At 37.0% G+C, this 26,554-nt stretch carries 18 protein-coding genes, 1 tRNA gene and 1 pseudogene; 11 read left to right on the top strand and 9 right to left on the bottom strand.

Annotation, left to right across the window (positions count from 1 at the left end):
- The first annotated feature begins 126 nt into the window (after positions 1 to 126).
- The 3 genes from EAL49_RS04640 (at position 127) to nusA (ending at position 5,439) form a co-directional block, all read left to right on the top strand.
- The gene (locus EAL49_RS04640; RefSeq protein WP_120829250.1) at positions 127 to 2,763 is read left to right on the top strand and encodes a TonB-dependent receptor; all 2,637 of its coding nucleotides are present in this window, start codon (positions 127 to 129) and stop codon (positions 2,761 to 2,763) included.
- A gap of 226 nt (positions 2,764 to 2,989) precedes the next feature.
- Positions 2,990 to 4,150: an aminotransferase class V-fold PLP-dependent enzyme gene (locus EAL49_RS04635; RefSeq protein ID WP_120829248.1), complete on the top strand. Its 1,161-nt coding sequence runs from the start codon at positions 2,990 to 2,992 to the stop codon at positions 4,148 to 4,150.
- Between the two features lie 101 nt (positions 4,151 to 4,251).
- Positions 4,252 to 5,439, top strand: a complete 1,188-nt coding sequence (nusA, locus tag EAL49_RS04630) for a transcription termination factor NusA (RefSeq protein ID WP_120829246.1) — start codon at positions 4,252 to 4,254, stop codon at positions 5,437 to 5,439.
- Between the two features lie 653 nt (positions 5,440 to 6,092).
- On the opposite strand, the gene EAL49_RS04625 is transcribed toward nusA, so the two are convergent.
- The 5 genes from EAL49_RS04625 to recG form a co-directional block, all read right to left on the bottom strand.
- The gene (locus EAL49_RS04625; RefSeq protein ID WP_120829244.1) at positions 6,093 to 9,686 is read right to left on the bottom strand and encodes a type IIG restriction enzyme/methyltransferase; all 3,594 of its coding nucleotides are present in this window, start codon (positions 9,684 to 9,686) and stop codon (positions 6,093 to 6,095) included.
- 105 nt (positions 9,687 to 9,791) lie between these two features.
- Positions 9,792 to 12,695, bottom strand: coding sequence for a type III restriction-modification system endonuclease (locus EAL49_RS04620; protein ID WP_120829242.1), 2,904 nt, complete (start codon positions 12,693 to 12,695; stop codon positions 9,792 to 9,794).
- A gap of 2 nt (positions 12,696 to 12,697) precedes the next feature.
- The gene (locus EAL49_RS04615; protein WP_162973107.1) at positions 12,698 to 13,285 is read right to left on the bottom strand and encodes a site-specific DNA-methyltransferase; all 588 of its coding nucleotides are present in this window, start codon (positions 13,283 to 13,285) and stop codon (positions 12,698 to 12,700) included.
- A 4-nt stretch (positions 13,286 to 13,289) separates the two neighbouring features.
- Positions 13,290 to 14,660 (bottom strand): site-specific DNA-methyltransferase, encoded by a 1,371-nt coding sequence (locus EAL49_RS04610; RefSeq protein ID WP_120829238.1) that lies wholly within the window; start codon positions 14,658 to 14,660, stop codon positions 13,290 to 13,292.
- A gap of 43 nt (positions 14,661 to 14,703) precedes the next feature.
- Positions 14,704 to 16,575 carry an ATP-dependent DNA helicase RecG gene (gene recG, locus EAL49_RS04605; protein WP_120829236.1) on the bottom strand — a complete coding sequence of 624 codons (1,872 nt, stop codon included), beginning with the start codon at positions 16,573 to 16,575 and terminating at the stop codon, positions 14,704 to 14,706.
- Between the two features lie 81 nt (positions 16,576 to 16,656).
- Between recG and EAL49_RS04600 the strand changes: the two genes are divergently transcribed.
- Positions 16,657 to 17,004 carry a hypothetical protein gene (locus EAL49_RS04600; protein ID WP_097696850.1) on the top strand — a complete coding sequence of 116 codons (348 nt, stop codon included), beginning with the start codon at positions 16,657 to 16,659 and terminating at the stop codon, positions 17,002 to 17,004.
- A gap of 3 nt (positions 17,005 to 17,007) precedes the next feature.
- Positions 17,008 to 17,643, top strand: coding sequence for an outer membrane protein (locus EAL49_RS04595; RefSeq protein ID WP_120829234.1), 636 nt, complete (start codon positions 17,008 to 17,010; stop codon positions 17,641 to 17,643).
- On the opposite strand, the gene EAL49_RS04590 is transcribed toward EAL49_RS04595, so the two are convergent.
- Positions 17,640 to 18,392, bottom strand: a complete 753-nt coding sequence (locus EAL49_RS04590) for an exodeoxyribonuclease III (protein ID WP_120829231.1) — start codon at positions 18,390 to 18,392, stop codon at positions 17,640 to 17,642. The genes EAL49_RS04595 and EAL49_RS04590 overlap by 4 nt on opposite strands.
- Before the next feature lie 102 nt (positions 18,393 to 18,494).
- Here EAL49_RS04590 and EAL49_RS04585 point away from each other — a divergent pair.
- Positions 18,495 to 18,570 (top strand) — tRNA-Phe (locus EAL49_RS04585).
- Between the two features lie 2 nt (positions 18,571 to 18,572).
- On the opposite strand, the gene EAL49_RS04580 is transcribed toward EAL49_RS04585, so the two are convergent.
- A complete protein-coding gene (locus tag EAL49_RS04580; RefSeq protein WP_120829229.1) occupies positions 18,573 to 20,012 on the bottom strand; it encodes a competence protein in 1,440 nt (479 codons plus the stop codon).
- A 221-nt stretch (positions 20,013 to 20,233) separates the two neighbouring features.
- Positions 20,234 to 21,607, bottom strand: coding sequence for a chromosomal replication initiator protein DnaA (gene dnaA / locus EAL49_RS04575; RefSeq protein ID WP_120829227.1), 1,374 nt, complete (start codon positions 21,605 to 21,607; stop codon positions 20,234 to 20,236).
- 153 nt (positions 21,608 to 21,760) lie between these two features.
- Here dnaA and EAL49_RS04570 point away from each other — a divergent pair, with 153 nt between their 5' ends.
- The 5 genes and pseudogenes from EAL49_RS04570 to aapA3 all read left to right on the top strand — a co-directional run bounded on the left by EAL49_RS04570 (position 21,761) and on the right by aapA3 (position 25,275).
- The gene (locus EAL49_RS04570; protein ID WP_120829225.1) at positions 21,761 to 22,303 is read left to right on the top strand and encodes a phosphorylase family protein; all 543 of its coding nucleotides are present in this window, start codon (positions 21,761 to 21,763) and stop codon (positions 22,301 to 22,303) included.
- A gap of 42 nt (positions 22,304 to 22,345) precedes the next feature.
- Positions 22,346 to 22,585: a DUF2443 domain-containing protein gene (locus tag EAL49_RS04565; RefSeq protein ID WP_000461845.1), complete on the top strand. Its 240-nt coding sequence runs from the start codon at positions 22,346 to 22,348 to the stop codon at positions 22,583 to 22,585.
- Positions 22,586 to 24,379: a glutamine--fructose-6-phosphate transaminase (isomerizing) gene (gene glmS / locus EAL49_RS04560; protein WP_120829224.1), complete on the top strand. Its 1,794-nt coding sequence runs from the start codon at positions 22,586 to 22,588 to the stop codon at positions 24,377 to 24,379.
- A gap of 23 nt (positions 24,380 to 24,402) precedes the next feature.
- Positions 24,403 to 25,029, top strand: coding sequence for an FAD-dependent thymidylate synthase (thyX, locus tag EAL49_RS04555; RefSeq protein ID WP_038418271.1), 627 nt, complete (start codon positions 24,403 to 24,405; stop codon positions 25,027 to 25,029).
- 152 nt (positions 25,030 to 25,181) lie between these two features.
- Positions 25,182 to 25,275, top strand: a pseudogene (gene aapA3, locus EAL49_RS08625) (type I toxin-antitoxin system toxin AapA3).
- Between the two features lie 100 nt (positions 25,276 to 25,375).
- On the opposite strand, the gene EAL49_RS04545 reads toward aapA3, so the two are convergent.
- Positions 25,376 to 26,554, bottom strand: coding sequence for a restriction endonuclease subunit S (locus EAL49_RS04545; RefSeq protein WP_120829222.1), 1,179 nt, complete (start codon positions 26,552 to 26,554; stop codon positions 25,376 to 25,378).

The following is a 26,554-nucleotide window of genomic DNA, read 5'->3' as shown; positions in this document are numbered from 1 at the left end:
TTTTTCTTCATTTTTTCTTAATCCTAAAACAAATTTAAGGTATTATTAAATAGAATAATGTAATAATAACCTTAGGTTTAAAACTTGACTAAATTTTTAGAAAAAAGTAAATGAAAAGGCAAAGAAATGCTTAGAAATCAATTTCGTATTGTGTTTGTCTCTTGTATTGTCGCTAGCAGTTTGCAAGCTAAGGAAGAACATACTTTGGGTAAGGTAACCACCAAGGGTGAAAGGACTTTTGAATATAATAATAAAATGTATATTGACAGAAAAGAACTCCAGCAACGCCAAAGCAACCAAATCCGTGATATTTTTAGGACCAGGGCCGATGTGAATGTGGCCAGTGGGGGCTTGATGGCGCAAAAAATCTATGTTAGGGGGATTGAAAGCCGTCTTTTAAGGGTAACGATTGATGGCGTCGCTCAAAATGGTAATATTTTCCACCATGACGCTAACACCGTGATCGATCCTAACATGATCAAAGAAGTGGAAGTGATTAAAGGGGCAGCGAACGCTTCAGCAGGCCCAGGTGCAGTGGCTGGTAAATTGTCTTTCACTACGATTGACGCTAACGACTTCTTAAGAAAGAATCAAACTTATGGGGCTAAAGCGGAAGCGGCCTTTTATACCAACTTCGGGTATCGCATGAACGCTACTGCAGCCTATCGGGGGAAAAACTGGGACATACTCGCTTATTACAACCATCAAAATATTTTTTACTACAGAGACGGGAACAACGCTTTTAGGGATCTCTTCCACCCTAACTACGATTTACAAGATCCAAGCAATAGCGAAATGAGCGTAGGGACTCCGAGTGAAGTCAATAGCGTTTTAGCTAAAATTAATGGCTATATCAACGAAACCGATAGCATTAGCGTGAGCTACAACCTCACACGAGACAATTCTACAAGGCTTTTACGCCCTAACACCACTTCAGCCCTCTCCAAAGCCAATGACCCAGGAAGCCAGCCAGCGCCTTTTGTGATTGACTTTGGGAAAGAATTAGCCCATACGATCAACTTCAACCACAATTTGAGTCTGAAATACAAGCATGAAGGCGGCCCTAATTTTAACCAGCCGCGCGTTGAATCCACCGCCTTTTTAGGGGTAAGGGGGGGCAATTATAACCCTGTGGTGAATCCTTTCGCTTACAATTCTAACGAGCCAGCCAACCCGGATTATATCCCTGAAGTGAAAGAGTGGTGTAATAACCCAGATAATATCAGCCAATGCACGCAAGGGGCTATCAGGCCTTCTAATGGAGGCTATCAAATAGGCTATGGCGCGCCTAACTCTATTAATTGGCAAGGGGATAGCGATTCTAGTGGAGGGGCGCAAGCAGGGTATGGGCAACTTAGCACTACCATGCTTTCTGCAAACGCGAACGTTTATCATGGGCTTGTCCCTAAAAATCCTGATTATGACATGACCCCCCCTAACGCTCAAAACCCTAGCGCGAACGATTGGACTTTAGGGAATGCGGACGCTGAGGGGACTTTAGCCAGAAGGATTTTTTTAATCAACTCAGGCGTTAATGTTAAAGTAACCCACCCCATTAGCGAAGATTATGGGAATGTGTTTGAATACGGCATGATTTATCAAAACCTGAGCGTTTTCTCTGGATTGGATAAAGGCAAAAACGGCTTTTATAAAAATAATATTGATCCTAACGACCCTAACGGGCCGGGCTTGCCTTACCGCCATTACTACACCGATCAAAGCTCTCAATACCCTCAAAATCTCAACACGCCTAACCCGCTCTATCGTAACATGCCCCAAAATTCGCATGCGATCGGCAATATCATCGGAGGGTTTATGCAAGCGAACTACAATATTTTAAGCAATGTGATCGTGGGTGCGGGAACTCGTTATGATATTTACACCTTGCTAGACAAAAACGGCCGCACGCATGTAACTTCTGGTTTCTCGCCTTCTGCAACCGTGCTTTATAACCCCATTGAAAGCATTGGCTTGAAAGTGAGCTATGCGTATGTAACTAAGGGGGCTTTACCGGGCGATGGCGTTTTGATGCGCGATCCTACGGTGATTTATCAAAGGAATTTGCGCCCATCAATCGGTCAAAATGTGGAATTCAATGTGGATTTCAACAGCAAGTATTTCAATGTGCGCGGGGCAGCGTTCTATCAAGTCATCAATAATTTCATCAACAGCTACGGGCAAGACACTTCTAAAAATGGAGGAGGTAACGCGACCGCAAAAAACATGTCAGGGAATTTGCCCGAAACCATTAATATCTATGGTTATGAAGTTTCAGGGAATGTGAGGTATAAGAATTTCTTAGGGACTTTCTCAGTGGCTCGCTCTTGGCCAACAGCTAGGGGGCATTTATTAGCGGACACTTACGCTCTAGCTGCAACGACTGGGAATGTGTTTATCCTAAAAGCCGATTATGATGTTCGCAGATGGGGGCTTACTTTAACTTGGCTCTCGCGCTTTGTAACTAACATGTATTATGAGGGTTATTCTATCTATTACCCGCAATACGGCTTGATCAAAATCCATAAACCCGGGTATGGCGTGCATAATATCTTTATCAATTGGACTCCGCCTTCTAAAAAATGGCAGGGTTTAAGGATTTCAGCCGTGTTTAATAATATCTTAAACAAGCAATATGTGGATCAAACTTCTGTGTTTCAAGCGAGCGCGGACGCTCCAGCGAGCGATATGATCCCTAAAGGCAAGCGCATGGCGCTCCCGGCTCCTGGATTTAATGCGCGTTTTGAGGTATCCTATCAGTTCTAAAATGAAAGGAATCTTAGGATTTCTTTTTGAATTTTGAACATGGAAACAAACATGAAAAAGCCCTATAGAAACCGCCAAACTCTATGGAAAAAGTTCCGCTCGCTCAATAAGCTCATTAAAATGCTCTTAAGGATTTTAAAAAAGTAGTTTTATCAAAAATTTAGCGAGTTTAGTTTAAGATAACGCTTTATTTAATTCTCAAAAAAGGAACCAAACGCGCTTCACTATGGCTAAAGAAACGCTTGAAATAACCCCGGATCTTTTGAAAAACCCTTATCAAAAAATCATCAACGCGAGCGCGAGCGTTTTTGATGAAACTCATGGGCGATCGTTTTTTAGCCCGCAATTTTATGAAAAGATTGAACCTTATTTAAAAGAAGTTTTAACCCAACCCATTGATTTAGAATGCGATCTCAACACCGCTAAAAAAAAGAACCGCTTAACCCCTTTAAAACAGCTTTTTAAGGCGTGTTTTAACACGGAAGAAATTTTAATTGTGAATAACAACACCAGCGCAATATTCCTCATCGCTAACGCTTTAGCGCAAGAAAAAGAAATCGTTGTTTCTTATGGCGAATTAGTGGGGGGGGATTTTAACCTTAAAGATATTTTATTGAGTAGTGGGGCTAGGCTGCATTTAGTGGGGAATATTAATCGCGCTTATTTAAGGGATTACCGCTTAGCCTTGAATGAAAACAGCAAAATGCTCTTTAAAACCCACAACCCCGCTTTTAAAAAAGACACGCCCTTTAAAGATTTGCAAGCCCTAGCCAAAGAGCATGGTTTGATAGATTATTACAATTTAGGGGATGTGGATTTGTTAGACAGAACGGCTTTAGAAGAGGTTTTAGCCCTAAAACCATCGCTTTTAAGCTTTAGCGCAGATAAATGCTTTAACAGCGTTCAAGCCGGTATTATTATGGGGAAAAAAGAATGGGTTGGAATATTAAAAAACCACCCCCTTTATAGAGCCTTAAGAGCGGATAAAATCACGCTCACCTTGCTTTTTTGCAGCCTAAAAACATGGGTCAATCATCAAGAAGAAATCACAATCCATGCGCTACTAAACCAAACTAAAGACGCCTTATTGCAAAAAGCCCTCAAACTCTACGCCCTTTTAAAGCCTTTAGAATTGAATGTGAGCATCGCCTCTAGCTTTTCTAAAATAGGGAATTTGTTTGGTAGGGAATTAGAATCCTTTTGCGTGAAAATCCAGCCCAAAAATACCCGCGCTTTAAATGGTGAGAAACTTTATTTAAAGCTTTTCCAAAAAGGCGTTATTACAAGAATTTCATGCGAATTTGTGTGCTTTGAAGTCTTTAGCCTGAATGAAAAAGATTTTGAAAAAATCGCTTTGGTTTTAGAAGAAATTCTTAATAAAGCTTAAAAATTCGCTATAATAAAATTTCTTTTAAACGTGCCATATCCCCCACAAAACGCTAGAGAATGATAGAAAACGACAGAACATCAATTTAAAGGAACTTAAGAATGGAAAAAATCAGCGACCTTATAGAATGCATTGCGTATGAAAAAAATTTGCCTAAAGAGATGATTTCAAAAGTGATTCAAGGCTGTTTGTTAAAAATGGCGCAAAACGAGTTAGACCCCCTAGCGCGCTACTTGGTGGTTGAAGAAAACAAGCAGCTCCAGCTTATCCAGTTGGTGGAAGTTTTAGAAGATGATGATGAAAGGTTAATTAACGATCCTTCTAAATACATCAGCTTGTCTAAAGCCAAAGAAATGGATCCAAGCGTTAAGATCAAAGACGAATTGTCCTATAGCTTGAGTTTGGAGAGCATGAAACAAGGAGCGATCAACCGCCTTTTTAAAGATTTGCAATACCAACTAGAAAAAGCGTTAGAAGACAGCCACTTTGAAGCGTTTCAAAAGCGTCTTAACAGCGTTTTAATGGGGCAAGTGATTTTAGTGGATCACAATCAAAACACTTTTATTGAGATCGAGCAGCAATTTCAGGGCGTTCTTTCCATGCGCCATCGCATCAAGGGCGAGAGTTTTAAAGTGGGCGATAGCATTAAAGCGGTTTTAACGCAAGTCAAACGCACGAAAAAAGGCTTATTATTAGAGCTGAGCCGCACCACCCCTAAAATGCTTGAAGCTTTGTTGGAATTAGAAGTCCCTGAAATTAAAGATAAAGAAATTGAAATCATCCATTGCGCGCGAATCCCAGGCAACAGAGCGAAAGTGAGCTTTTTTTCCCATAACGCTAGGATTGATCCCATAGGCGCGGCGGTGGGGGTTAAGGGCGTGCGCATTAATGCGATCAGTAACGAATTGAATAAAGAAAACATTGATTGCATAGAGTATTCTAATGTGCCTGAAATTTATATCACTTTAGCGCTCGCTCCAGCCAAAATTTTAAGCGTTGAAATTAAAAAAATCCCCATAGAAGAATTGAATGCTGAAGAAAAAGAATCCGTTCAAGAGCGTTTTATCGTCAATAACCATTTGCAAAAGGCTAAAGTGCGCTTGTTAGACATTGAAAAATCTAAGGCTATCGGTAAAGGCGGGGTGAATGTGTGCCTAGCGTCCATGCTTACAGGCTATCACATAGAGTTTGAAACCATTCCTAGCGTCAAAGAAAACACAGAAAATGAAAGCGAAAAAGAAACGCCAAAAGTGGGGGTAGAAGCTTTAGAGTCTTTGTTTAAGAATTAGGGGTATCTAAAATTCAATCTCTAAAAAAGCTTTTAACTAAATTCAAAAATTGGGAAGAAAGTTTTTAATGCGACTTTAAATGAGTGGTTTGCAGCTTTTATAAAAATCGTTTTTGTGAGATTAGGATAAAATAACGCTCACCCCCTAATTTTTATTCCACTAGAGATTAGGGGGTAAATTACCTTCAAAGGATTACTATGTCCAAAAAACATGGTAAAAAACCTTTGGTTGTATTATACTTAAAAATACCTTTTTTTAAGTATAGGGTTAAAATCGTTGTTAAAAAAACCCATTAAAACCAAAGGTTTCCCCTATTTAAGGGGTTTCCTTTAAGGTAAAGCGCTTTTTATTTCTTGTGAAGTTTTTCAATACGATTTTAAATGAGTGGTTTGCAACTTTTATAAAAATCGTTTTTGTGAGATTAGGATAAAATAACGATCACCCCCTAATTTTTATTCCACTAGAGATTAGGGGGTAAAATCCACTTTTAGGAGCTTACTATGAAAAATCATCGTAGTAAACACTCTTCTTAAAGAATTATACCTAAAAATCAGTTTTTTGGGTTTAAAGTTTGATCTAGTGATTAAACGCTAATTCTTAAAAAGAGTTGCCCCCTAAATTAGGGGGTTATCCTTAAGTGGAAAATCAGCTTTTCACTGCCCGTCTTCAATGATCTTAATTTCTTCATCGGTGAAGTGGTAGAGCTGATAGACTAAAGCGTCAATTTCTTTTTCTAATCTTTGGGTGTTGGCTTTAGGGTCGTTTTCTTTTAATTGTAGGATTTGCTCCACTAAAGCGGTGATTTTATCGGCTGTAGGCTTGTTTGATTTGGTGATTTGTGGGATTGGAAGAGTTTCAAGTTCATATAAATTAACATGGTTATTAGTGCTTGTTTTTCTAAATAACCAATCAAGAAGTCTAGAATTTAGCAACCCAACAAGAAATTTTGCATGCTCTAGCTCCTTACAATATGAAAGGTTACAAGTATGCAAAAAAAGCATTTCTTGATTCTTTACTTCTATAAGATTAGCATGAATGCGATAAGCGTCTGAAGTCCCTGTAATATTTTGTGTTACGATGATATTTTGATAGTAATTTTTTTCAAAAATTTGTTGAGTGATCTGATTATCTTTTGCAAATAAATATTGCGTGTCTAAAAAATACCTGTGGCAATTTGCACCCTTGTAAATACGACCATTAGTTTCTTTTTGATCTTGAATATCTTTTAAATGTATGGTGTTAATGTTGCCTTGTAGAGATTTTTCCAATAAATCTCTAAGTGAAATCTTGTCTGTTTTGATCTTTCTAACAATTTCCATTTCCCCGCTTTTAATTAGCGGTATTTCATAAAGTGGGAAAAATTTTAAAATTTCATCTTGTTTGATTTGCTCATATTGAATTTGGTTCATTTGGATTTGAGTGTTATTGATAGCAATTTTAAAGGCATGTTCTTTATTAGGTCTATCTTTTAAAAATTCTAATATACATACCCCTTGAATCACATTGCTGAATAATTTTTGTTTTTTATTGAACTCCACAAAATAATGTATTTGGCAATATTTTAACAATAATTCTCTTGTAAATTGTGCAGAACAATCACACATGATTGAACTTTGTGTGATAAGAGATATTAGCCCTTTTTGTTTGGTTAGATTAAAACCAAGCTCAATAAAAACCTTGTAGGTATTTTGTTTTCCAATATCTTTTCCCTCACTAAAAGGATAAAAAATAGATGAATACAATCCTTTTTTAACTTGCATATAAGGCGGATTCCCAATAATGCAATCAAAGCCTAAAAAATCCCCCTCATCATTTAAAACTTCAGGGAATTCAAAGCGCCATTCAAACGCATCGTGATACTCTCTACCACTCAAGGCATCATCAAGCTTTTTTCTTAAAGCTCTAATACGCCCATAAGAAGCAAAAGCCTCTTCCTCTTCTTTGGGGCTTAGTTTAAGTGCGCCAAAAAGGCTTGGGATAAAGTAATTTAACCCATCTAGCAAACTCTTATCGTCTAGGGCAAAGAAATTGTATTTTTTGATGTGTTTTTCAATAGCCTTTTCAAGCTCTGCTTTGGTTTTAGGGTCTTTGAGCGTGAGGGAAAAAGTGTTTTTTAAGTCTTGGATTTTGTTGATAAGATCTGCTTTATTTAAGGGATAGAGAGGGTTTGGGTCTTTGTATTGGGCGACTAAATCTTTGTATTCTTGGATTTTTTGCTTGATATTGGGGATCTTTTTGAGATCGTCATTCAAATTAAAGCGTGAGATAAGCGAATTAGCGCACTTGATGTTAATGTCAATGTTGGGGAGGGTTTCAAGATTGTTAGTGTTCTTACCCTCTTCAAAAATATAATAGCTGTATTTTAAAAGCTCTATCCATAGCCTGAGCTTGGTGATTTCGCAAGAATTGGGGTTAATATCCACGCCAAAAAGGCAGTTTTCAATGATGTCTTTTTTAAGATCAAAAAGTTCTTTTTGGATTTGGTGGTGGGGGTCGTTTTCGCTATGCGGTTTTATGTAGTTAAAGATTTCACCCGTTGGCGTGTGGTGAATGATGATTTCATCGTTTTCTAATCTAAGCTCGTGGCGATACAAGGAAGCAATAAGCCCTAGCTCATAAGCAATCCACACCATTTCATTGAGCGCAGAAACCAAGAAATGCCCGCTCCCCACCGCCGGATCGCAAACGCGTAAAGTGAGAAGGAATTGCAAGTATTCTTTGCGTTTATCCTCTTTATAGCTATCATTTTTGAGATAATTTTTTAATTCTTCTAATTTTTCACACTCTATAATATATTTTTGATTGAATTTATCCAACACGATCTTACTGATACTCTCTTTGCACATGTAGCTTGTAATGAAGCTTGGGGTATAAAAGCTCCCCTCTTTATAGCCGTTGAGTTTTTCAAAAACAAGCCCTAAAACGCTAGGGTTAATCAAACGGCTTTCGCTGGTATTTGTATTATCTTTAATGTCTTTAGGGGTGGTGGTGAAATCATAAGCGCGCAAAAATGCAAAAAGGTATTTTAGCAAGGGCAAAGGCTCTTGTTTTGGGTTGTCTTTTTTGAGAACGGAATTTTTATAGATTTCTAGCTTTTTATTGTCTAAAAGCTTGATTTCATGCCCCTTTAATTCTAAAGGCGTTTTATCAAACAAGCTGGAATTCAAATAAGGGATTTTTTCTAAAATCTTGTCTTTTTTGTCTAAGCGCTCGTTATTTTTCTTGGCTAGGACTTCAAAAAAAAGGTTGTTTAGGGCGTTGAAATCTTTAAAATTATCTGTGGTTAAGAAACGATCTTCAAAATTATCTGTGGTTAAGAAAGATTTTTTAAAATGCTTGAACGAGATTAAAAGGCTTTCTAAAAGCCGTAAAAACAAGATGCGGTTATTCCAAGCGATGAGTAACGCCATGACTTCTTCATCGTCTAAATTTTTGTATTTCTCTTTTAGGGCATAACTTAGGGAGTTTTGGGTGCGGCTGGGCTTGATTAAAATTTTCCCTTTGTCATTTTGCTCTTCTAACCCTAAAATGTAGAGCAATTCTTCATAAAAATCTTTGTTAAGCGTGTTAGCGTCAAGGGTTTTCCTTTGTTTTAAAAGGACTTCTTGGCTTAAAACTTGATAAATCAAAGGAAGTTCTTTAAAATCATCGCTCAAATTAAAGTAAGTGTAGCGGAGTTCGCCTTGAAAATCTTCTTGCAAAAATTGTTCTAAATCTTTGTAAAATTTTGGTTTTGAAGAGTCTGTGCCTTCTTTTTTAGCGTAATTTTTATAGAGTTTTTTGATGCATTTATCTTCGTTTAAAAAAAGCAAATCCTTACAATCAAAGAGAAAAAATTCATGCGCGTTGCAAATAATGGTATGTTTCAGGGAATTGTTTTTTTCTTTTTCTATCTCTTCTAAAAAATACAAAACCATTTGACAAAAGGCTTTACTGAGCGGGTTTTCTCTGTTTTTAGGGAATTCTGTCTTTTTATCTAGGGCTTTGACTTCAATAAGCACTTGGACTTCCTCATCCACATAAATCGCGCTATCCACTTTTTTAGATGTATTGCAGTCATAGCCATAGACATTTTTTAAAAACTTATTGATTTCATTTTTTTGAAATTCTTCATCATCTTGTCTTGGCGCGTTTTCTAATAAGCTGTTTATTTCTTTTTCAAAATTTTCTATAGTTTCCCTTTTGGGTTCTTGGGGATTGTGTTTTTTAATAAAATCCTTGAGCGGGATGTGAGTGAAACGAATCATAAAACGCCTTTGAAATGGGATAAAAACGATTATAACAAAAGCGCCATGAATTTTAAATAAAACGCTTTTCTTTGAAATTGTTCCATGTGAAACATTAAAATAACTCTAATCTTTACGATTTAAAACTTCATTAATCAACGCGCTTAATTGATCATTATTCAACTTGGTTTTGTATTCAATATTCACGCCTTGCTTTTTTAAAGCTTCAAAAAATTTCTTAGCGGTTGAAATTTTCCGCTCTTCTTCAGGGCGTAATTCGCTTTCTCTATCAACCCCCTTAGTTTCTACCACTAACAACACTTTTTTATCGTTGTTTTCAACCACATACCCAAAATCAGGGCTATAAGTTTGATTTAACCCTACCGGGATTTTAACCCTAGGGAGCTTGCCAAAAACAATGATTTTAGTGTCGTTAGATTCTTCAATCGTGTCTTTTTCAATCTCGCTATCCACTTGCATGAAATTTTCATACAGGCATTTTTCTCGCGCGCTTGAATTTTTAATCTCATATTTATCCGCCCCCAAACTCCCGTCTAAAAATTCTCTAATTTCTCCTTTTTCATCATAAAACGCATCGTTTTTTCTGTTTTTAATCGTCGTTTCGCGCATTTGATAGGAAATTTTATCTTTAATATTTTGATAAATGATTTCCAAAAACAGCTCTTCTAAGCGCTTTAAGCCCTCTTGTTCGTTTTTTTTAATTTCATTAAACTTGTTTTCATCAATTTTTTCTAACACTTTAGCCACGCTTTTAAAACTCAATTTCACCTTATTAGACAAGGTGCTGATAAATTCATGCAAACTCCACACGCATGCGCTTTCTCGCTCAAAAATCTCTGTTGTGGCGTTATTTCCCATCGTTTCTACTTTTTTATGCGTCGTAACCGAAACGATTTTTGAACTGACCTTAAAAGAAGAATTAATATTTTTGACAATCTCATCAATCAAGCTCTCGCTATCCATGGCATAAGCGATCCGGGCTTGATGGTTCAAACCCGCCCATAAGGTTTCAAATTTTTTAAAATTTTCTTTATTGATTTTGATTTTTTCAGTTTTTCGCTCGTTTTTGTCCCTCACTCTAGAATTACCAATCAAGCGATCTTTTAAAAAATCTTTTAATTTTTCAAAATCCAAGTATTTTTCATCTTTTAATCTTTCTAGTTCCGGCTCTTTTTTTAAAAATTCGTTTTGATTGAGGGTGAGTTTAAAGTTTTCATCATCTGTTTTTTCTCCAAAACCCAAACCCTCTAACTTTTCAAATAAAGCCCCGTAATACCCTTTTTTAACCATGCCGCTTTTTTCTAACTCTTCTGCGCTAAATACTTGTTTGATCAAGCTGTGTTCGCTTATCTCTTGCTGGATCGCTCCCACAAAATCCCCCTCCACTTGCGGCACGATCACCACCAATTCATTGACAAAATCAAAATCAGCATGCTCTTTAGTGATGCGTTCGCCCTTATCATTCACAGCGAGCCTTAACCCCCTACCGATTTGTTGCAATTTAGTGATATTGGAATGGCTAGGGGCTAATTTGCAAATCGTCATCACATTAGGGTTATCCCACCCCTCTTGCAACGCCCATTGCGAAAAGATAAACCTGAGATCGGATTCAAAACTCAGCAATTTTTCTTTTTCTTTTAAAATGAGCGCGATCACTTGGGCTTCATCGCTCTCTTTCTTGCTTTTAGCAAAATACCCTCCATGCACTCTTTTAATATCTTCTTTAGTACGCTCTAAATACGCCCTATAATTTTCATCTAAAGGCTTTTTTAAAACTTCTTCAAGCTTTTGCTGGTAGAGTTTTTCAAATAAAAGGGCTAATTTGGCCGGCTTTTCATTCTCGCTTAAATAGCTATTCACCCCGCTAATAAACACCATGCACAAGGCTTTAATCCCCTTTTTAAAAAGCCCTTCTTCTCTTTCAAAATGGCTTTTTATCGCTTCTTTCAGCATCACTTCTTGCTCGCCCTCTAAAAGATGAGAAAAAGGCTCTTTTTGATCCAGTAACAAATTAAAGCCATTGAGAAAACGAATCTCAGTTTTAGTGATTTTTTCTACAATGTAATCTTCTAAAGAGCTGATTTGAGTTAGCACCCCTAAATTATCATGCTCTTTGACTTTGATACTTTTAGTTTTATTTTCTAAATTCGTGTAGTTAATTGCAGCTTCTCCTTTTTCAATCCCTTTAAGCTCTAAAAAATACTCATCACTCTCCCCCACAGATGCCACGCTAATGCTTTTCACTAGGGCGCAATCAAACGCTTTTTTGCTGTCTAGCGCGTAAATCAAATTATTATAATCATCTTTAAAAGTCGCCCCAAACCTGAGCGTGATTAAAGCGTTTAATTGTTCCAAATATTTTTTTGTTTTATCGCCTAAAAATCGGTGCGGTTCGTCCATGATTACGATGGGGCGCATACTCGCTAAAGCTTGCATGTAACTTTTTGCACCATTGAATAGATTCGTGTTCTCTAAGCATGATTTATTGATAGTGTTTTTCTCTTTATTAAAAGCAGAAAAAGTCATCACCAACACACAGCATTTATGATTGCTCGCTAAAATGAATCTTTCTACATCTTCATAGCTTTCTAAATGCGTGTTAGAATACTCACTTTTAAAAAATTCTCTTGTGATTTCAACGCTCTTTAAAACCCCTAATTTAATGGCGTTGCTTGGCGTTAAAACGATGAATTTTGACAAATGGTAGTTTTTGTGCAAGGCATAAACGCATTCCAAAAAGCAAAAGGTCTTCCCGGTGCCTGTTTCCATTAAAATATCGCAGTTTAACGACTTCTCAATCCCCACGCTTCCTTGGGTTATTTTTTGCTCGGATCGCAAATTTTGGATATTTTCTAATAAAAGATCTTTGACTTTTTCTGTTTCAAAAAAAGGGTTAAAAATCCTTTGAATGTCTTTTTCTGACTTTTCAAAATAGACCCCCTTAAACACCCCTAAAATTTGCTGCAAGCATTTTTCTTGATAATCCAATCGTTTGAATTTGATTTTCACCTCTACCCCCTACTTTTTAAATCGTTAATCTCTAAATGCAATTCATTCAAATTACTGCTCAACTCCAGATACAAATTATCGTTACTGATAGCGGGCATATACATGCTAATTTTTTCTACCCCCTTATCTTTCAAGTTTTCTAAAACTTGGCTCATTTCTATATCCCCCACAATGAAAGCCGTATTTTCAGCCAGATACAAGGCGTTTTCAATCAAGCAAATTATAGGGGTAGTGAGCTCCAAACCCTCGCAGCCTAAAAGCTTGATTAAAATCGTTTGGGTTTCCATTTTGTCAAGGTTAGAATAAGCGAACAAATCCTTTTGATTGGCTTGACTGAGATTTTTATCGTTCGCATGCGTTTCATCATCAACGATTTCAAACGCTCTAAACCCCACGTCTAAATCGGGGCAAGTTTCTTGGATTTTAGCCCCCGCTCTTTTAATCCTTTCTTCAGTGATGTCAAAAATGCTTGGGGAGGTGGATTTTAGGGTGTTTAAACAAAAATCATGCGCGCTTTTGTTTTTCTTGGGATCAATTTTTTCGTCTAACTGGACGAGAATGAAGCGCCTTTCTTTAAATGCGGCGTTCAAGCCATTAAATAACCCCCCCCCCCTCACTTAATTTTTGATAATCGCTCTTATTACTCTCCAACACCGCATGCGCGGTTGTCCCGCTCCCGGCGAAAAAGTCTAAGATGATGTCGCCTTTTTCGGTAGTTTGCTCTATGAGAAAACTTATCAATTCAACAGGTTTAGAATAATCAAAAATATTCTTAACATTAAAAATTGATTGCAATTTTTTATTTGACATATCATTAGAGTATTTATTATCTAAAAATTCTATACTTGAAATATTTTTAGTGCGGTTAAAATATTCTATTTTATAAGGTTTGCTGTCAGATATTTTAGCCTTTGTGTAAGTTTTTGTATAAATTCTATTGTTTTTAACTTCTACAAAACCATTAGCCAATCCAAAATCAAATTTTGCTTTGCTCCAACGCCAAACCCAATCAATCGTTCCAAAATTACCTTTTTGTCTTTCAATATAAGTTTCTAATCCGCCAGCGTAAAACTTTTCATTACCAATTACAATTTCATAATCCATTTTTTTATTATATTGAAGTGAATTGTAATCCAAATTTTGATTTAATTTATACCCACCTCTTTCATTGTAAAATTCATCTTTTAAAGGATAATCATTTTCATTAATAGCAATTTGTTGAAAATTAATATTATTCTTTTGATAACACAAAACATAATCATGATTTTTAGCGATTTGATTAGTGGATTTTCCTGCTTTCTTTGTTAATCTTGGCATTTCAGCCACAAAATTCCCCTCCCCAAAAATCTCATCGCATAAAAGTTTGAGTTGGGCGGCTTCATTATCGTCAATAGAAATGAAAATCACGCCGTCTTTTTTAAGCAAATCTTTAGCGAGTAACAATCTAGGATACATGAAGCTAAGCCACCCGCTATGGCATTTTGACCCAAAAAGATTCTTGATATAATCCAATTTTTCTTTAGAATAGTCCAATTGTTTTAAAAGCGCTTCATTAGATTGTGAGAAATCATCGCTATAAATAAATTCATCGTTTTTGGTGTTGTAAGGAGGATCAATGTAAATCATTTTGATTTTTTCGCTGTAACTTTGTCTTAAGATTTTGAGAGCGTCCAAATTATCGCCCTTGATGAGAATGTGCTTGCTAGTGGATTTGTTTAAGGGTTTTAAAATCTTATCGTTTTTCTTAAAAGCTTGAGTTAAAGCGATTTTTTTACCCACAAAGTTCAACCCATAACCTTCTTCTTTTATCCCGCTAAAATCCCCTAATAACGCTTTTAATTTTTCTGTATCCAGCGTGAGTTGATTATCATTTTCCATGCTCAAGCAACCGGGAAAATAGCGATTAAAAATTTCTAAATTTTTTTCATTAACGCTTTTTTCTTCACAAACCTCTTTATTTTGCATCTCTATCCTTTATTTTAAATGATTTAAATTACCCAATTACACCTTAATTTTCAAATGTTCCATGTGAAACGCTAGCATTTTTTAAAAAATCTTTTTTCACTTCAGCGATAATGCTTTCATCTTTGGCTAAGTCAATGTATTCAAAACTATTCCCGCTCTGCTCCCCACCCTGGAGTAAATCCCCGCTTTTTCTGTATTCTAAATCCAATTCAGCGATTTTAAAGCCGTCTAATTCATCAGCAAACTTTTCTAATCGTTCGTTTTCTTCTTGAATCGTGCATAAAAAACAATAGCCTTTCAAGCCATTACGAGACACGCGCCCCCTTAATTGGTGCAAGGTCGCTAAGCCTAACCTTTCAGGCGCTAAGATCACCATCACGCTCAATCGTGGTAAAGAAATGCCCACTTCAATGAGCGTGGTCGCTAAAAGAATGCTCCCACACTCTCTAAATTCTTCAATCACTTCTTCTTTATTTTTATCTTGCCCTGAAGTGGTATAAACCTTTTTAAAGCGTTTTTGCCAAAAACTTGCCCCCTCACTGAGTGATAAATACGGGATTTTTTCGCTTTCATTCACTAGCGGATAGACGACAATGACTTGATGGTTTTTAGCGATTTCTTCGCTGATTTTCTCCATCACTATTTTAAAATCTCTTTTATGCAAGATTAAAGTTTCAATCTCTTTAGGGTAAGGGATTTCTCTGATCATGGTCGTTTTCACAAACGCGCTTTTGGCTAGGGCGAGCGTGCGAGGAATGGGAGTAGCGGAAAATTGCAAGGAATGGGGTTTATGACCCTTACTGCTCGCCATTTTTTCTAATTGGTAGCGTTGCTTTGTGCCAAATCGGTGCTGCTCATCAGTGATAACTAGGGCGAATTCATTCAAATCGCGCTTATCAAACAACAACGCTTGCGTGCCTATAACCACATGAGTGATTGTTTCAAACAAATGATTGGATCGCTTCTTGTAACTCCCACCAAGCAGTAATTCCACTTCAAAATAAGGGGGTAAAAATTTTAAGGCTTCGTTATAAAGCTGTTTAGCGAGAATGGAAGTGGGCGCCATTAAAAGGGTTTTATTAGGGTAAGCTAATACCATGCTCGCTAAAATCACCATTGTTTTCCCGCACCCCACATCGCCCACGATCAAACGCTTGCACGCTATAGAACTGGTGAGATCGCTTTGGATTTCTTTAATGGCGTTTTGTTGGTCGTGTGTGAGTTTAAAGGGTAAAGAAGCGATAAACGCTTTCAAGCGTTCGCTATTATTGGGGCATGCGATTTTAGCACTGAATTGCAATTTTTTGCGCTCTAAATTTTTCATATAAAAAAGCATTTCAATGTATTTTAATGCATTTAAATGTTGTGAAGGAAAATTTTTATTCGTTTCAAAATCCTTGACAAAATGCGGCGTGGGGAAAAAGATTTCTAACAACAAACGCGCGATATTTTCTTTAACGCCTTCCTTTTTTAAATTTTCTAACGAAATGAGTTTTTGTAAATTTTCTTGTATTTTTTTATGGTTTTTAACTTTTTTAAAAATTAAAGAAATTTTTCCAAATTCGGTAAGGATTTTAGGCGTGTTAATGATATAAGCTTGATTAAAAGAGCTTTGTTCTAATTTACCATAAATGAATAAACTCTCGCCGGTTTTGAACTGGCTGTAATGGAACGCGCTGTAATTGAAAAAAACAAGTTCTAAATTTTTGTAAAATCGTTTGGAATAGGCAAAAATCTTTAAAACTTTGGCGTAGTTTCTTTTCTCTAAAATACCCACTTCTAAAACGCCGCTCAAGCCCGTTTCAAAACGCTCTAATAAATTTAAATCTTTGTAGCCTTTGGGCGTATAAACAAGCAAGGCTTCTAAAAGCGATTTCACGTTCAATGTTTTTAATAAATTATCTGTTTCTTGCAATTTGTTCTTATCCTAGCCAATCCTTAATCATTTTTATGATAAGATAGTCAAATTATACATTGACTTAAGGAAATTTAATTGATGAAATCTAAAATCACTCATTTTATCGCTATCTCTTTTGTTTTAAGCCTGTTTATTGCATGTAAAGATGAAGTTAAAAAATCGTCTCAATCGCACCAAAACAACACTAAAACCACTCAAAACAATCCAATCAATCAAGCGAATAAGGATATAAAAAAAATTGAACATGAAGAAGAAGATGAAAAAGCCACCAAAGAAGTGAACGATTTGATCAATAACGAAAATAAAATTGATGAAATCAATAATGAAGAAAACACTGATCCTTCGCAAAAAAGAACGAACAATGTTTTGCAACGAGCCACTAACCACCAAGACAATCTCAATTCTCCGCTTAATAGGAAGTATTAAAGTGTGAAATTTTTTTCAAAGGATTTATTTAAAAAAGTAACCCCCTTATTTTTAAGCGTTTATTTTTTAAACCCCACCATTATACAAGCCAAAAGCCGTTTTTATGTGGCTTCTCAATATCAGGTAGGGAAAATGATCATGAAAAAATACAACGATCTTAAACGCACGATTGAGGGGGCGAGCTTTTCTTTAGGTTGGGAGATTAACCCCACTAATTATTGGTTTTATTCTCGCTATTACTTTTTTATGGATTACGGGAATGTCATCCTCAATAAAAGAACAGGTGCTCAAGCGAACATGTTCACTTATGGCTTTGGGGGGGATTTGATCGTGGAATACAATAAAAACCCCTTGTATGTATTTTCTCTTTTTTATGGCATGCAAGTTGCTGAAAACACATGGACGATTTCCAAGCACAGCGCGAATTTCATCATTGACGACTGGCGCAGCATTCAAGGGTTTTCGCTCAAAACTTCCAATTTCAGGATGCTAGGTTTAGTGGGGTTTAAATTCCAAACCGTGCTATTCCACCATGACGCTAGTATTGAAGTGGGGATCAAATGGCCCTTTGCTTTTGAATACGACTCAGCCTTTGTAAGGCTTTTTTCTGTCTTTATTTCGCACACTTTCTACCTTTAAACTAATTCCAACCCCACTGGGCAATGATCGCTCCCTAAAATATCTTTATAGATTAAAGCGTCTTTTAAGCGCGTTTTTAAAGGGTTAGAGCATAAAAAATAATCAATGCGCCAACCAATGTCTTTATCCCTTGCTTGTTGCATATAACTCCACCAGGTGTAAGCCTTTTCTTTGTTGGGGTAAAAATAACGGAAAGTGTCAATAAATCCAGCGTTCAAAAGCTCGCTGAATTTCCCTCTCTCTTCATCGCTAAAGCCCGCATTTTTTCGGTTGGTTTTGGGGTTTTCTAAATCAATTTCATTGTGGGCCACATTCAAATCCCCGCACACAATGACCGGTTTTTTTAACTCTAAAGCTTTTAAAAATTTCTTGAATTCCACTTCCCAACTCATGCGATAACTAAGCCTAGATAAGGCTTGTTGGGAATTAGGGGTATAAACATTCACTAAATAAAACGACTCAAATTCGCAAGTTATTACGCGTCCTTCTTTGTCATGCTCTTCAATATTGATACCATAGCTCACGCTTAAAGGCTCTTTTTTAGTGAAAGTTACCACCCCAGAATAGCCCTTTTTAATCGCGCAATTCCAAAAATCAAAATACCCTTTAAATTCAAAGGTGTTTTGTTCTTGCTGCATTTTAGATTCTTGAATGCAAAAAATATCCGCATCAACGCTATTGAAAAAATCCATAAAACCCTTAGTCATGCAAGCCCTTAACCCGTTCACATTCCATGAAATCAATTTCATTTTAATCCTTATTTAATTTTGAGTGAATTATATCTTTTTAGTCATTTTTTTAAAAAATTAAGCTTTATTTTACCTTTTTTATGTAATAATTATCTTTTGCTTGGCTTGATAGCTCAGTCGGTAGAGCAGAAGACTGAAAATCTTCGTGTCGGTGGTTCGATTCCGCCTCAAGCCACCATTTCAAACTTCGTTGAATAAATAATTCCCCTTTTTGACACACACCACACGAGAGTTTTCAATACTCAAAGGCGTGCTTTTAGCTCGTGGTTGCTCTTCTATTTCTAAGGCCATGCACACCCCTTCTTTAAAGCGCACATGGTTTTTAACCCATTCTTTGTATTCGCTGCTCTCTTTAATTATATCGTTTAAATAATGCCCCTCATACACTTCCACAAATTCCATGAATTTTTCATTCAAATTCAATTCGTTTTGCGTTATTTCGCTTTTTCGTGTGGAAGAATAAGCCAATTCGCTGGTTTCATAAAAAGTTGGCTCTACTTGATCGTCTTGTTTGGGGCGTTCATAAATGGCTTTCACTAATTGCGTGGTGATTTCATATTCACTCTCCCACGCTTGTTTTAAAGGCTCTTCTATCAGATAGCATTGCCTAGTTGTGCCGTCTTTTCTTGCTCTAGCCCTTTTGCATTTTTCCGTAGAGCTTCTGGCTTGAAGAATGGCGAAATTGTTTTTAGCTTCAAAAGTTTGCGGCTCTTCTAAAGGCTCTGTTTTATGAACAGAGATTTTAGTATAGGGGGTAATGATTTTACCGCTTTTATTTTCAGCAGTGCTGTAATCGCAAGGGGTAATGTCTGTCGCAGTCTGTTTGTCTTCATCAACGCGTTTTAAAATGCTTGGGCGGTAGGCTTGTAAATTTTCATCGTCATAAACCCACTTCCCGCATGCAAATTCTTTAACATTAGGATCTCTAATCGCTTGTTTTTCCACATTGTCCCTATTTTCGTTGCTTTCATTGTTTTCATCAATATCAGCGTTAGAGGTGTTGTTAGGGAGCGTTTTTTCGGTGGGTGGCATTATAAAGAGGTTGTTTTCTTGATCTTCTGAAGAATGCTTTAAAGGGGGTTTAGTGTCGTTTGTTGGCGTTTGAGTTTCGTTAGTGGGGCTTATTTTGCTAGGAGTTACTAAAGGCTGTAAAAGGCTGTTTTTAGAGTTTTTAGAGCCTAGTTTGGACTCTGGGTAAGAAAAGTTTTGAGGAGATTGTTGCGATGAATGGGGCTTGTTTTGTGGTTTTTGCATGGGCGCGTTTAAAGAAGGCATTTGGTGTGCGTGCGACTCTTTCAATTCTTTTGAAGAAAAAACAATCTGGGTGTTTCTAGGGATAGTAGGGCGGTTAGGGTTTAAGGTCGTTTCTAAAGAAAGTTTTTCATCAAGGGGTTGATAAACAATTGCAGTAGATATGTGGGTGATAGTGAGCGTGAGTTTTTTGTGTGGGGAGATATTATAAACGCCTAAAACTTGTCTGGGTTCTTTAGAATCAAGGACTTTAGCCTTAAAAGTGCCTTTATGCGGCGAAGTTTTGATCTCTTCTAAAAGCTCGATCACAAGGGCTTGAAGAGGGTTAGAGAAAGTCAGAAAGAAAGACAGACAAAGGGATTTTTTCATGTGTACTCCTTTTTTAATTTGGATTATATCTTAAAAAAAGGTTTAGTAAAAGTCATCAATAAGTTATAGATAGGTAACACTTTAATTAATAATAATTAGTAACAGTAGTAGGGGCGTGAATGGATGGAATGAAACAATAAAAAGCTTTAGAGGTGCGCGTTTTTAGGGGGGTTGTGGGATGTGTAAAAAAGTGAATGAAACGCTTTTTCATAAGCCTTTTTTCATTCACTTGAATTGAAAGCGGTTTTTTTATCATTCAATTCGTTCAGGCGGTTTTTGATTTCTTCTCTAAGGCTTAAAATAAAAGGGCTTTTTTCTTCTTCAAGCATTTTTTTAACGCTAGAATACATTTTAGAAATGCTTGAATGATCCTTTAAATCTAAAAATTGAGCGAGCGAAAGCGTGGGGTTAGGGGTATAAAGCCTGGCGAAATACACGACTAATTTCCTAGCTAGAGCGACATTTTTTTGGCGCGAAGAGACTTTGATTTCACTGGATTTGAGATTCAAGCTTTGCGCGACAGCGAGTAAGATATTTTCCAAGCTTGAGCCTTCAGCATGATCTTTTTGCAAATCTTCTAAAACGGTTTTAGCGAGGTTCAAATCAATGGGAGCGTTCATTAAGTTCGCGTTCACGCTGATTTTAATGATCGCGCCTTCCATTTGGCGGATATTGTCGCTGATGTGTTGGGCGATGTATTCCATCACTTCTTCAGGCAAAGTGATTTGATTGAGTTGGCATTTTTGTTTGACAATGGAAAGTTTGGTTTCTAAATCAGGAGGCATGACTTTAGCGGTTATCCCCCATTCAAAGCGCGATTTTAAGCGATCTTCTAAGCCGGCGATGTTTTTAGGCGATCGGTCTGAAATCAATACGATTTGTTTGCTGTTGGCGTGCAATTCGTTGAAAGTGTGGAAAAATTCTTCTTCTAGTTTGGGTTTTCCTTGCAAAAATTGAGCGTCATCTAACAAGAAAAAGTCGCAATGGCGGTATTTTTCTTTAAAAGAATCCATGGTTTTGTTGTCTAAATGCTTTAAAAAGTCTGTTAAAAAATCTTCTGAAGTGACTAACACGACTTTTTTATGCTTTTCTAGGGCATGGTTACCGATAGCGTTTAAAATGTGCGTTTTGCCTAACCCTGTGCCGCCATAAAAAAGCACCGGGTTATAAGGGGGGGTATCGCTTTGGGCGACTTTTTTAGCGATTTCATAAACGGTGTTATTGCATGAGCCTACGACAAAATTTTCAAAAGTGTAAGAGTCTTTGACGCTCGTTTTCACCGCTTTGTAATTGATATTAGATTGGGCGCTAATTTGGATTTTAGGCGCTACTTCAATACGCACATCCACGCTATGGGCTAAATGCATGCCGACTTTATTCTGGCTTAAAATTTCTTTAAGCAATGCGCCGTATTTAGCTGTAATCGTGGTGCATAAGACTTTGTTGGGGGCATAAAAAAAGGCAATATCGCTCTTGCTCGCGTTAGGGTTGTATTTGAGTTGGCTCAAGTAATTTTCATATTCTATGAGACTAACTTTAGGATTTTGTTTGACTAGCGCCAAGATTTCTTTTTCAATATTGTTGTTGGTATCCATGGCGTTATTATAGCGTGAATAAGTGGTGAATGAAAAAGGAATAACATGTGAATGAAATGTGAATGAAGCCTTAAAATTAAGGTGTTTCTTTTAAGGGTTTGTCTATAATGCTTGCTTTATAATAAGCTAATGGATACAAAAAAAAGGATTTTCATGCTGCTTTGCGCGGGAAGGAATGAAACTTTAAAAAAAGCGACGCCTATTGGTGTGGGCTTGATAGAGAGCGCGATTAATTTAACGAGAATGTGTTTAAAAAACCCTGATACAGAAAGCCTTATTTTTATAGGGAGTGCGGGGAGTTATAGCCCAGAAATTGAGCTTTTAAGCGTGTTTGAAAGCGTTTGCGGCTATCAGATTGAAGAGAGTTTTAGCCATTTAAACAGCTACACGCCTTTGGATAATTTCATTCACATAGAAACTGAAGAGGAAGCTCTTTTTGAAAGGGTGTGCGTCAATAGCAGTAACTATATCCACACCAGCGAAATGTTTGCTAAAAAAATGGTTCAAAAGGGCGTTTTATTAGAAAACATGGAATTTTTTAGCGTTTTAAGCGTGGCTAAGGCGTTTTCTTTAAAGGCTAAAGGGATTTTTTGCGTGAGTAACCATGTGGGACTTAACGCGCATCAGGAATTTAAAGAAAACCACGCCAAAGTCAAACAGATTTTAGAAAACATCATTGATAGTTTAATAATTTAATAGTTTAGCTATCATGGGGCATTCTAAATTAAAGGCGATCACATGTTTGAAAAAATACGCAAGATTTTAGCGGAGATTGAAGATTCGCAAAATGAAATTGAAATGCTTTTAAAGTTAGCGAATTTGAGTTTGGGGGATTTTATTGAGATTAAAAGAGGGAGCATGGACATGCCAAAGGGCGTGAATGAAGCGTTTTTTACGCAACTAAGCGAAGAAGTGGAGCGCTTAAAGGAGCTTATTAACGCTTTAAACAAAATCAAAAAAGGGTTATTGGTGTTTTAAATGTGCGGGATTGTAGGTTATATAGGGGATAGCGAGAAAAAATCCGTTCTTTTAGAGGGCTTAAAGGAATTGGAATACAGAGGCTATGACAGCGCGGGTTTAGCCGTATTGAGTAATGATCGTTTGGAAGTGTTTAAAACTCAAGGGAAATTAGAAAACCTTAAACTAGAGCTTAAAAATAAAGAGTTTTTAAATTTTGGCGTGAGTATCGCTCACACCAGATGGGCCACGCATGGCAAGCCAAGCAGCGCGAACGCCCACCCGCATTTTACAGAAAATTTAGCCTTAGTGCATAATGGCATCATTGAAAATTACGCGAGTTTGAAAAAAGAATTAGAAGAAAAAGGGCATGCGTTTTTAAGCCAAACGGACACGGAAGTCATTGCGCATTTATTAGAAGAAACGCTTAAAAGCGAGAGCGATTTATTGAAAGCTTTTGAAAAAAGCATCAGCCTTTTAAAAGGGAGTTATGCGATTTTAATGCTCCATAAAAGGGCTAAAGAGAGCCTCTTTTACGCTAAATCTTCTTCGCCTTTAGTCGTGGGTAAGGGCAAAGAGGGGGTGTTTTTTGCGTCCAGTTTGAGCGTGCTAGCCCCTAAAGTGGATCAATTTGTCATTTTAGAAGAAAACAGCGTGGGGCAGATTTCTTTAGAAAATTTTAAAGATTTAAAACACATTGAAAACATGAAAGATTACGCTTTTGACGATAAAGATTATTCTAAAGGCAATTTTAGGAATTATTTAGAAAAAGAGATTTATGAGCAGCATAGCAGTTTGTTGGAGTGTTTAGAGGGGCGCTTGGAAGCCTTGAATGTGTATTGCGAGATCGATCCTGAATTTTTAGAGAATGTGAGCGAAATCACGCTGTGTTCTTGCGGGAGCAGTTACCATGCGAGTTTGGCGAGCGTGTATTTGTTTGAAAGACTAGCCAAAATAAGAGCGAGGGCCATTTTAGCGAGCGAATACCGCTACGCCCATTTTAAAAGCAACCCTAACGAGCTTTTTATAGCGATTTCTCAAAGCGGCGAAACCGCTGACACTTTGGAGGCTTTAAAATTAGCCAAAGCCCAAGGGCTTAAAACCATTAGTTTGTGTAACGCTCCTTTTAGCATGATGAGCCGCATCAGCGATCACACGCTTTTGATTAGAGCGGGGGTAGAAAGGAGCGTGGCATCCACTAAGGCGTTTTCTTCGCAAGTGATGCTTTTATGGCTTTTGAGCGTGTATGTAGGCAAACAGCTAGGGACCATCTCTAAAGAAGAAGAAAAGATCCAGGCTAAAAACATGCTCAATAGCGTGAATGCGATGAAAGTAGAGCCTAAATTGCATGAAAAAATCAAGCGCTTATCCAAACGCTACTTGCATGGGCATGGCTTTTTTTATATTGGCCGTGATGTGTTTTACCCGCTCGCTTTAGAAGGAGCGTTGAAACTTAAAGAAATCAGCTACTTGCACGCTGAGGGGTATGCGAGCGCGGAGATGAAGCATGGCCCTATTGCGTTAGTGGATTCCAACCTTTTTACCATTGCTTTATTGTCTAAGCATCTGTTATTTGATAAAACCAAAAGCAATATTGAAGAATTGAGCGCTAGGGATTCTACGATTTGCGTGTTAAGCTCTGAAATTTTAGAGATCGCTGATGATTTTATCCAATTAGAAGAGAGCGAAAGCTACATGGAGGAATTTTTCCGCATGAATTTAGCGGTGCAGCTTTTAGCCTTAGAAATCGCTATGCGCCTAAATCACGATGTGGATCACCCAAGAAACTTAGCTAAAAGCGTTACCGTGGAATAAAAAGCGATATTAGGAGTCAAATAATGGAAGTGATTTGTAAGCACTACACCCCTTTAGACATTGCGAGCCAAGCGATCCGCACTTGCTGGCAGAGCTTTGAATACAGCGATGATGGCGGTTGTAAGGATAAGGAACTCATCCACAGGGTGGGGAATATTTTTAGGCATTCTTCCACTTTAGAGCATCTTTATTACAATTTTGAAATCAAGGGTTTGAGTAGGGGGGCGTTGCAAGAATTGAGTCGGCATAGAATAGCGAGCTTGAGCGTGAAATCAAGCCGTTACACTTTAAGGGAATTGAAAGAAGTGGAGAGCTTTTTACCCCTTAATGAAACGAATTTAGAAAGAGCGAAAGAGTTTTTAGTGTTCGTGGATAATGAAAAAGTGAATGCAATGAGCGTTTTAGCTTTGGAAAATCTAAGGATCTTATTGAGCGAGCATAACATTAAAAACGATTTAGCCAAATACGCCATGCCGGAGAGCTATAAAACGCATTTAGCCTATAGCATTAACGCTAGGAGCTTGCAAAATTTATTGACTTTAAGAAGCAGTAATAAAGCCTTAAAAGAAATGCAAGATTTAGCCAAAGCCTTATTTGACGCTTTACCTGGCGAGCATCAATATTTGTTTGAAGATTGTTTGAAGCATTAGATCTAAAAAATACCGCTTAATAACGCTCATTCTTTAATGTTTTAAAAACGCCTTGTGTTTGATTAGATGAGATTTTAAGGGGGTTTGTTGTAGGATTTCATCACGCCCCATAGTTGCGTTATGGGGCAGACCAACATTGTAAGGAGCATGCCATGCGATCAAAAAATGGCAAACGCTCTTCTCAAAACATTATACTTTGAGTTTGCTTTTTTGGGGCTTAAAGTGATCGTTTCTGTGAAACGCTGATTTTTTCAAGAGCGTTCCCTTAAGCTTAAAAGCTTAGGGGTTTCCTTTATAAGCGGGTTTGTCCTTGAGTTTTGGGGCGTTGGTCATTTTGTTGTAAAACTTATTTTTTTAAAACCCTGATTTTAGCGCTCATTAAATCGTGGTTTAAAGCTTTTTTGATGTTTTCAAATTGGCGTTTTTTGTTTTTAAGGCTGGCGATCTCCTTATCCAAAGCGCTTAAAATGTCAGCGATAGCGATTTGTTCGTTTAAATCTTTAGGAACAAAAAAATCAATTTCTTCAAAAACTTGTTTTGATATTATATAAGTAGCAGTAACTCCTGCTTTTCCTAATAAGTATTGTTTATTGTTTTCCATCAGATAATAAATAAAATCTGCATTAAAATCCTTGTTAGGAATAATAGCGTTTATCTGTTGATTACATGCCCCATTAACTCTTAAAATTGCATTTTTCCCAATACTAGCAATACAAGTAACCAAAACACTATTTTTTGGTATCATTCTTATCGTATCCAATCCTTTTTGCGTGATTTTTCGCTCTGAGTTAAAAATATCTTTATTGTCATTTATATCTGTTGGTGTGATCCAAGAAATTGTTCCATTCCAATACTCGCTAATTTGTGTTAAAGGTGTAGAGCCTGTGATAATAATTCCAAAATCTTTAACTTTTACTCTTTGCCAAGCTTGATTGAAGCCTTTCAAGCGTTTTCTTTGGCTCAATAGTTCAAAGCTTAAAGCTTTTTTAACGCTCTCTTTTTTAAGAATGAGAGAATCTAAAGCATGGAGATAACGATCCAAAGCGCTTAAAATGTCAGCGATAGCGATTTGTTCGTTTAGAGGGGGTAGGGGGATTAAAGTATTTTTAAAATTATCGTTATAAAGTCTTAAGATGGTTGTATGCTCTGTATTCCATTTAACATTAGAATAAGCATAAAATAAAAAATCATTTTTTACTAATGTTTCATCGTTGTCAATCCAAACAATATTTGAGTCTTGAAAATAAGCGGGTTTTCCGTCATAAATGACCGCCCTACCAATAGTTCCGGAAGCAGAAATTAAAATATCGCCTTTTTTTGGAAAAGAATATTTTGTTTGGTATTCTAAAAATAGCTTTTTTGAAATAAAGGCATCAGCGGTGTTGCCAAATGTGCCTATTTTATAGAATGGAATTTCACCATATCGTGTTGTTTGATGCTTCATAACTCTTTTACACATGCATGGTTTGCCAATATTCCCAAGCCTCACTCTTTGCCAATTTGAGGGCAGCATTAATGCGTCCAT

Origin of the sequence: Helicobacter pylori (assembly GCF_003637665.1) — a bacterium.
Taxonomy (GTDB): Bacteria; Campylobacterota; Campylobacteria; order Campylobacterales; family Helicobacteraceae; genus Helicobacter; species Helicobacter pylori_CK.
The sequence above is the reverse complement of the archived record's forward strand: the minus strand, read 5'-3'. Positions and strand labels throughout refer to the sequence as shown.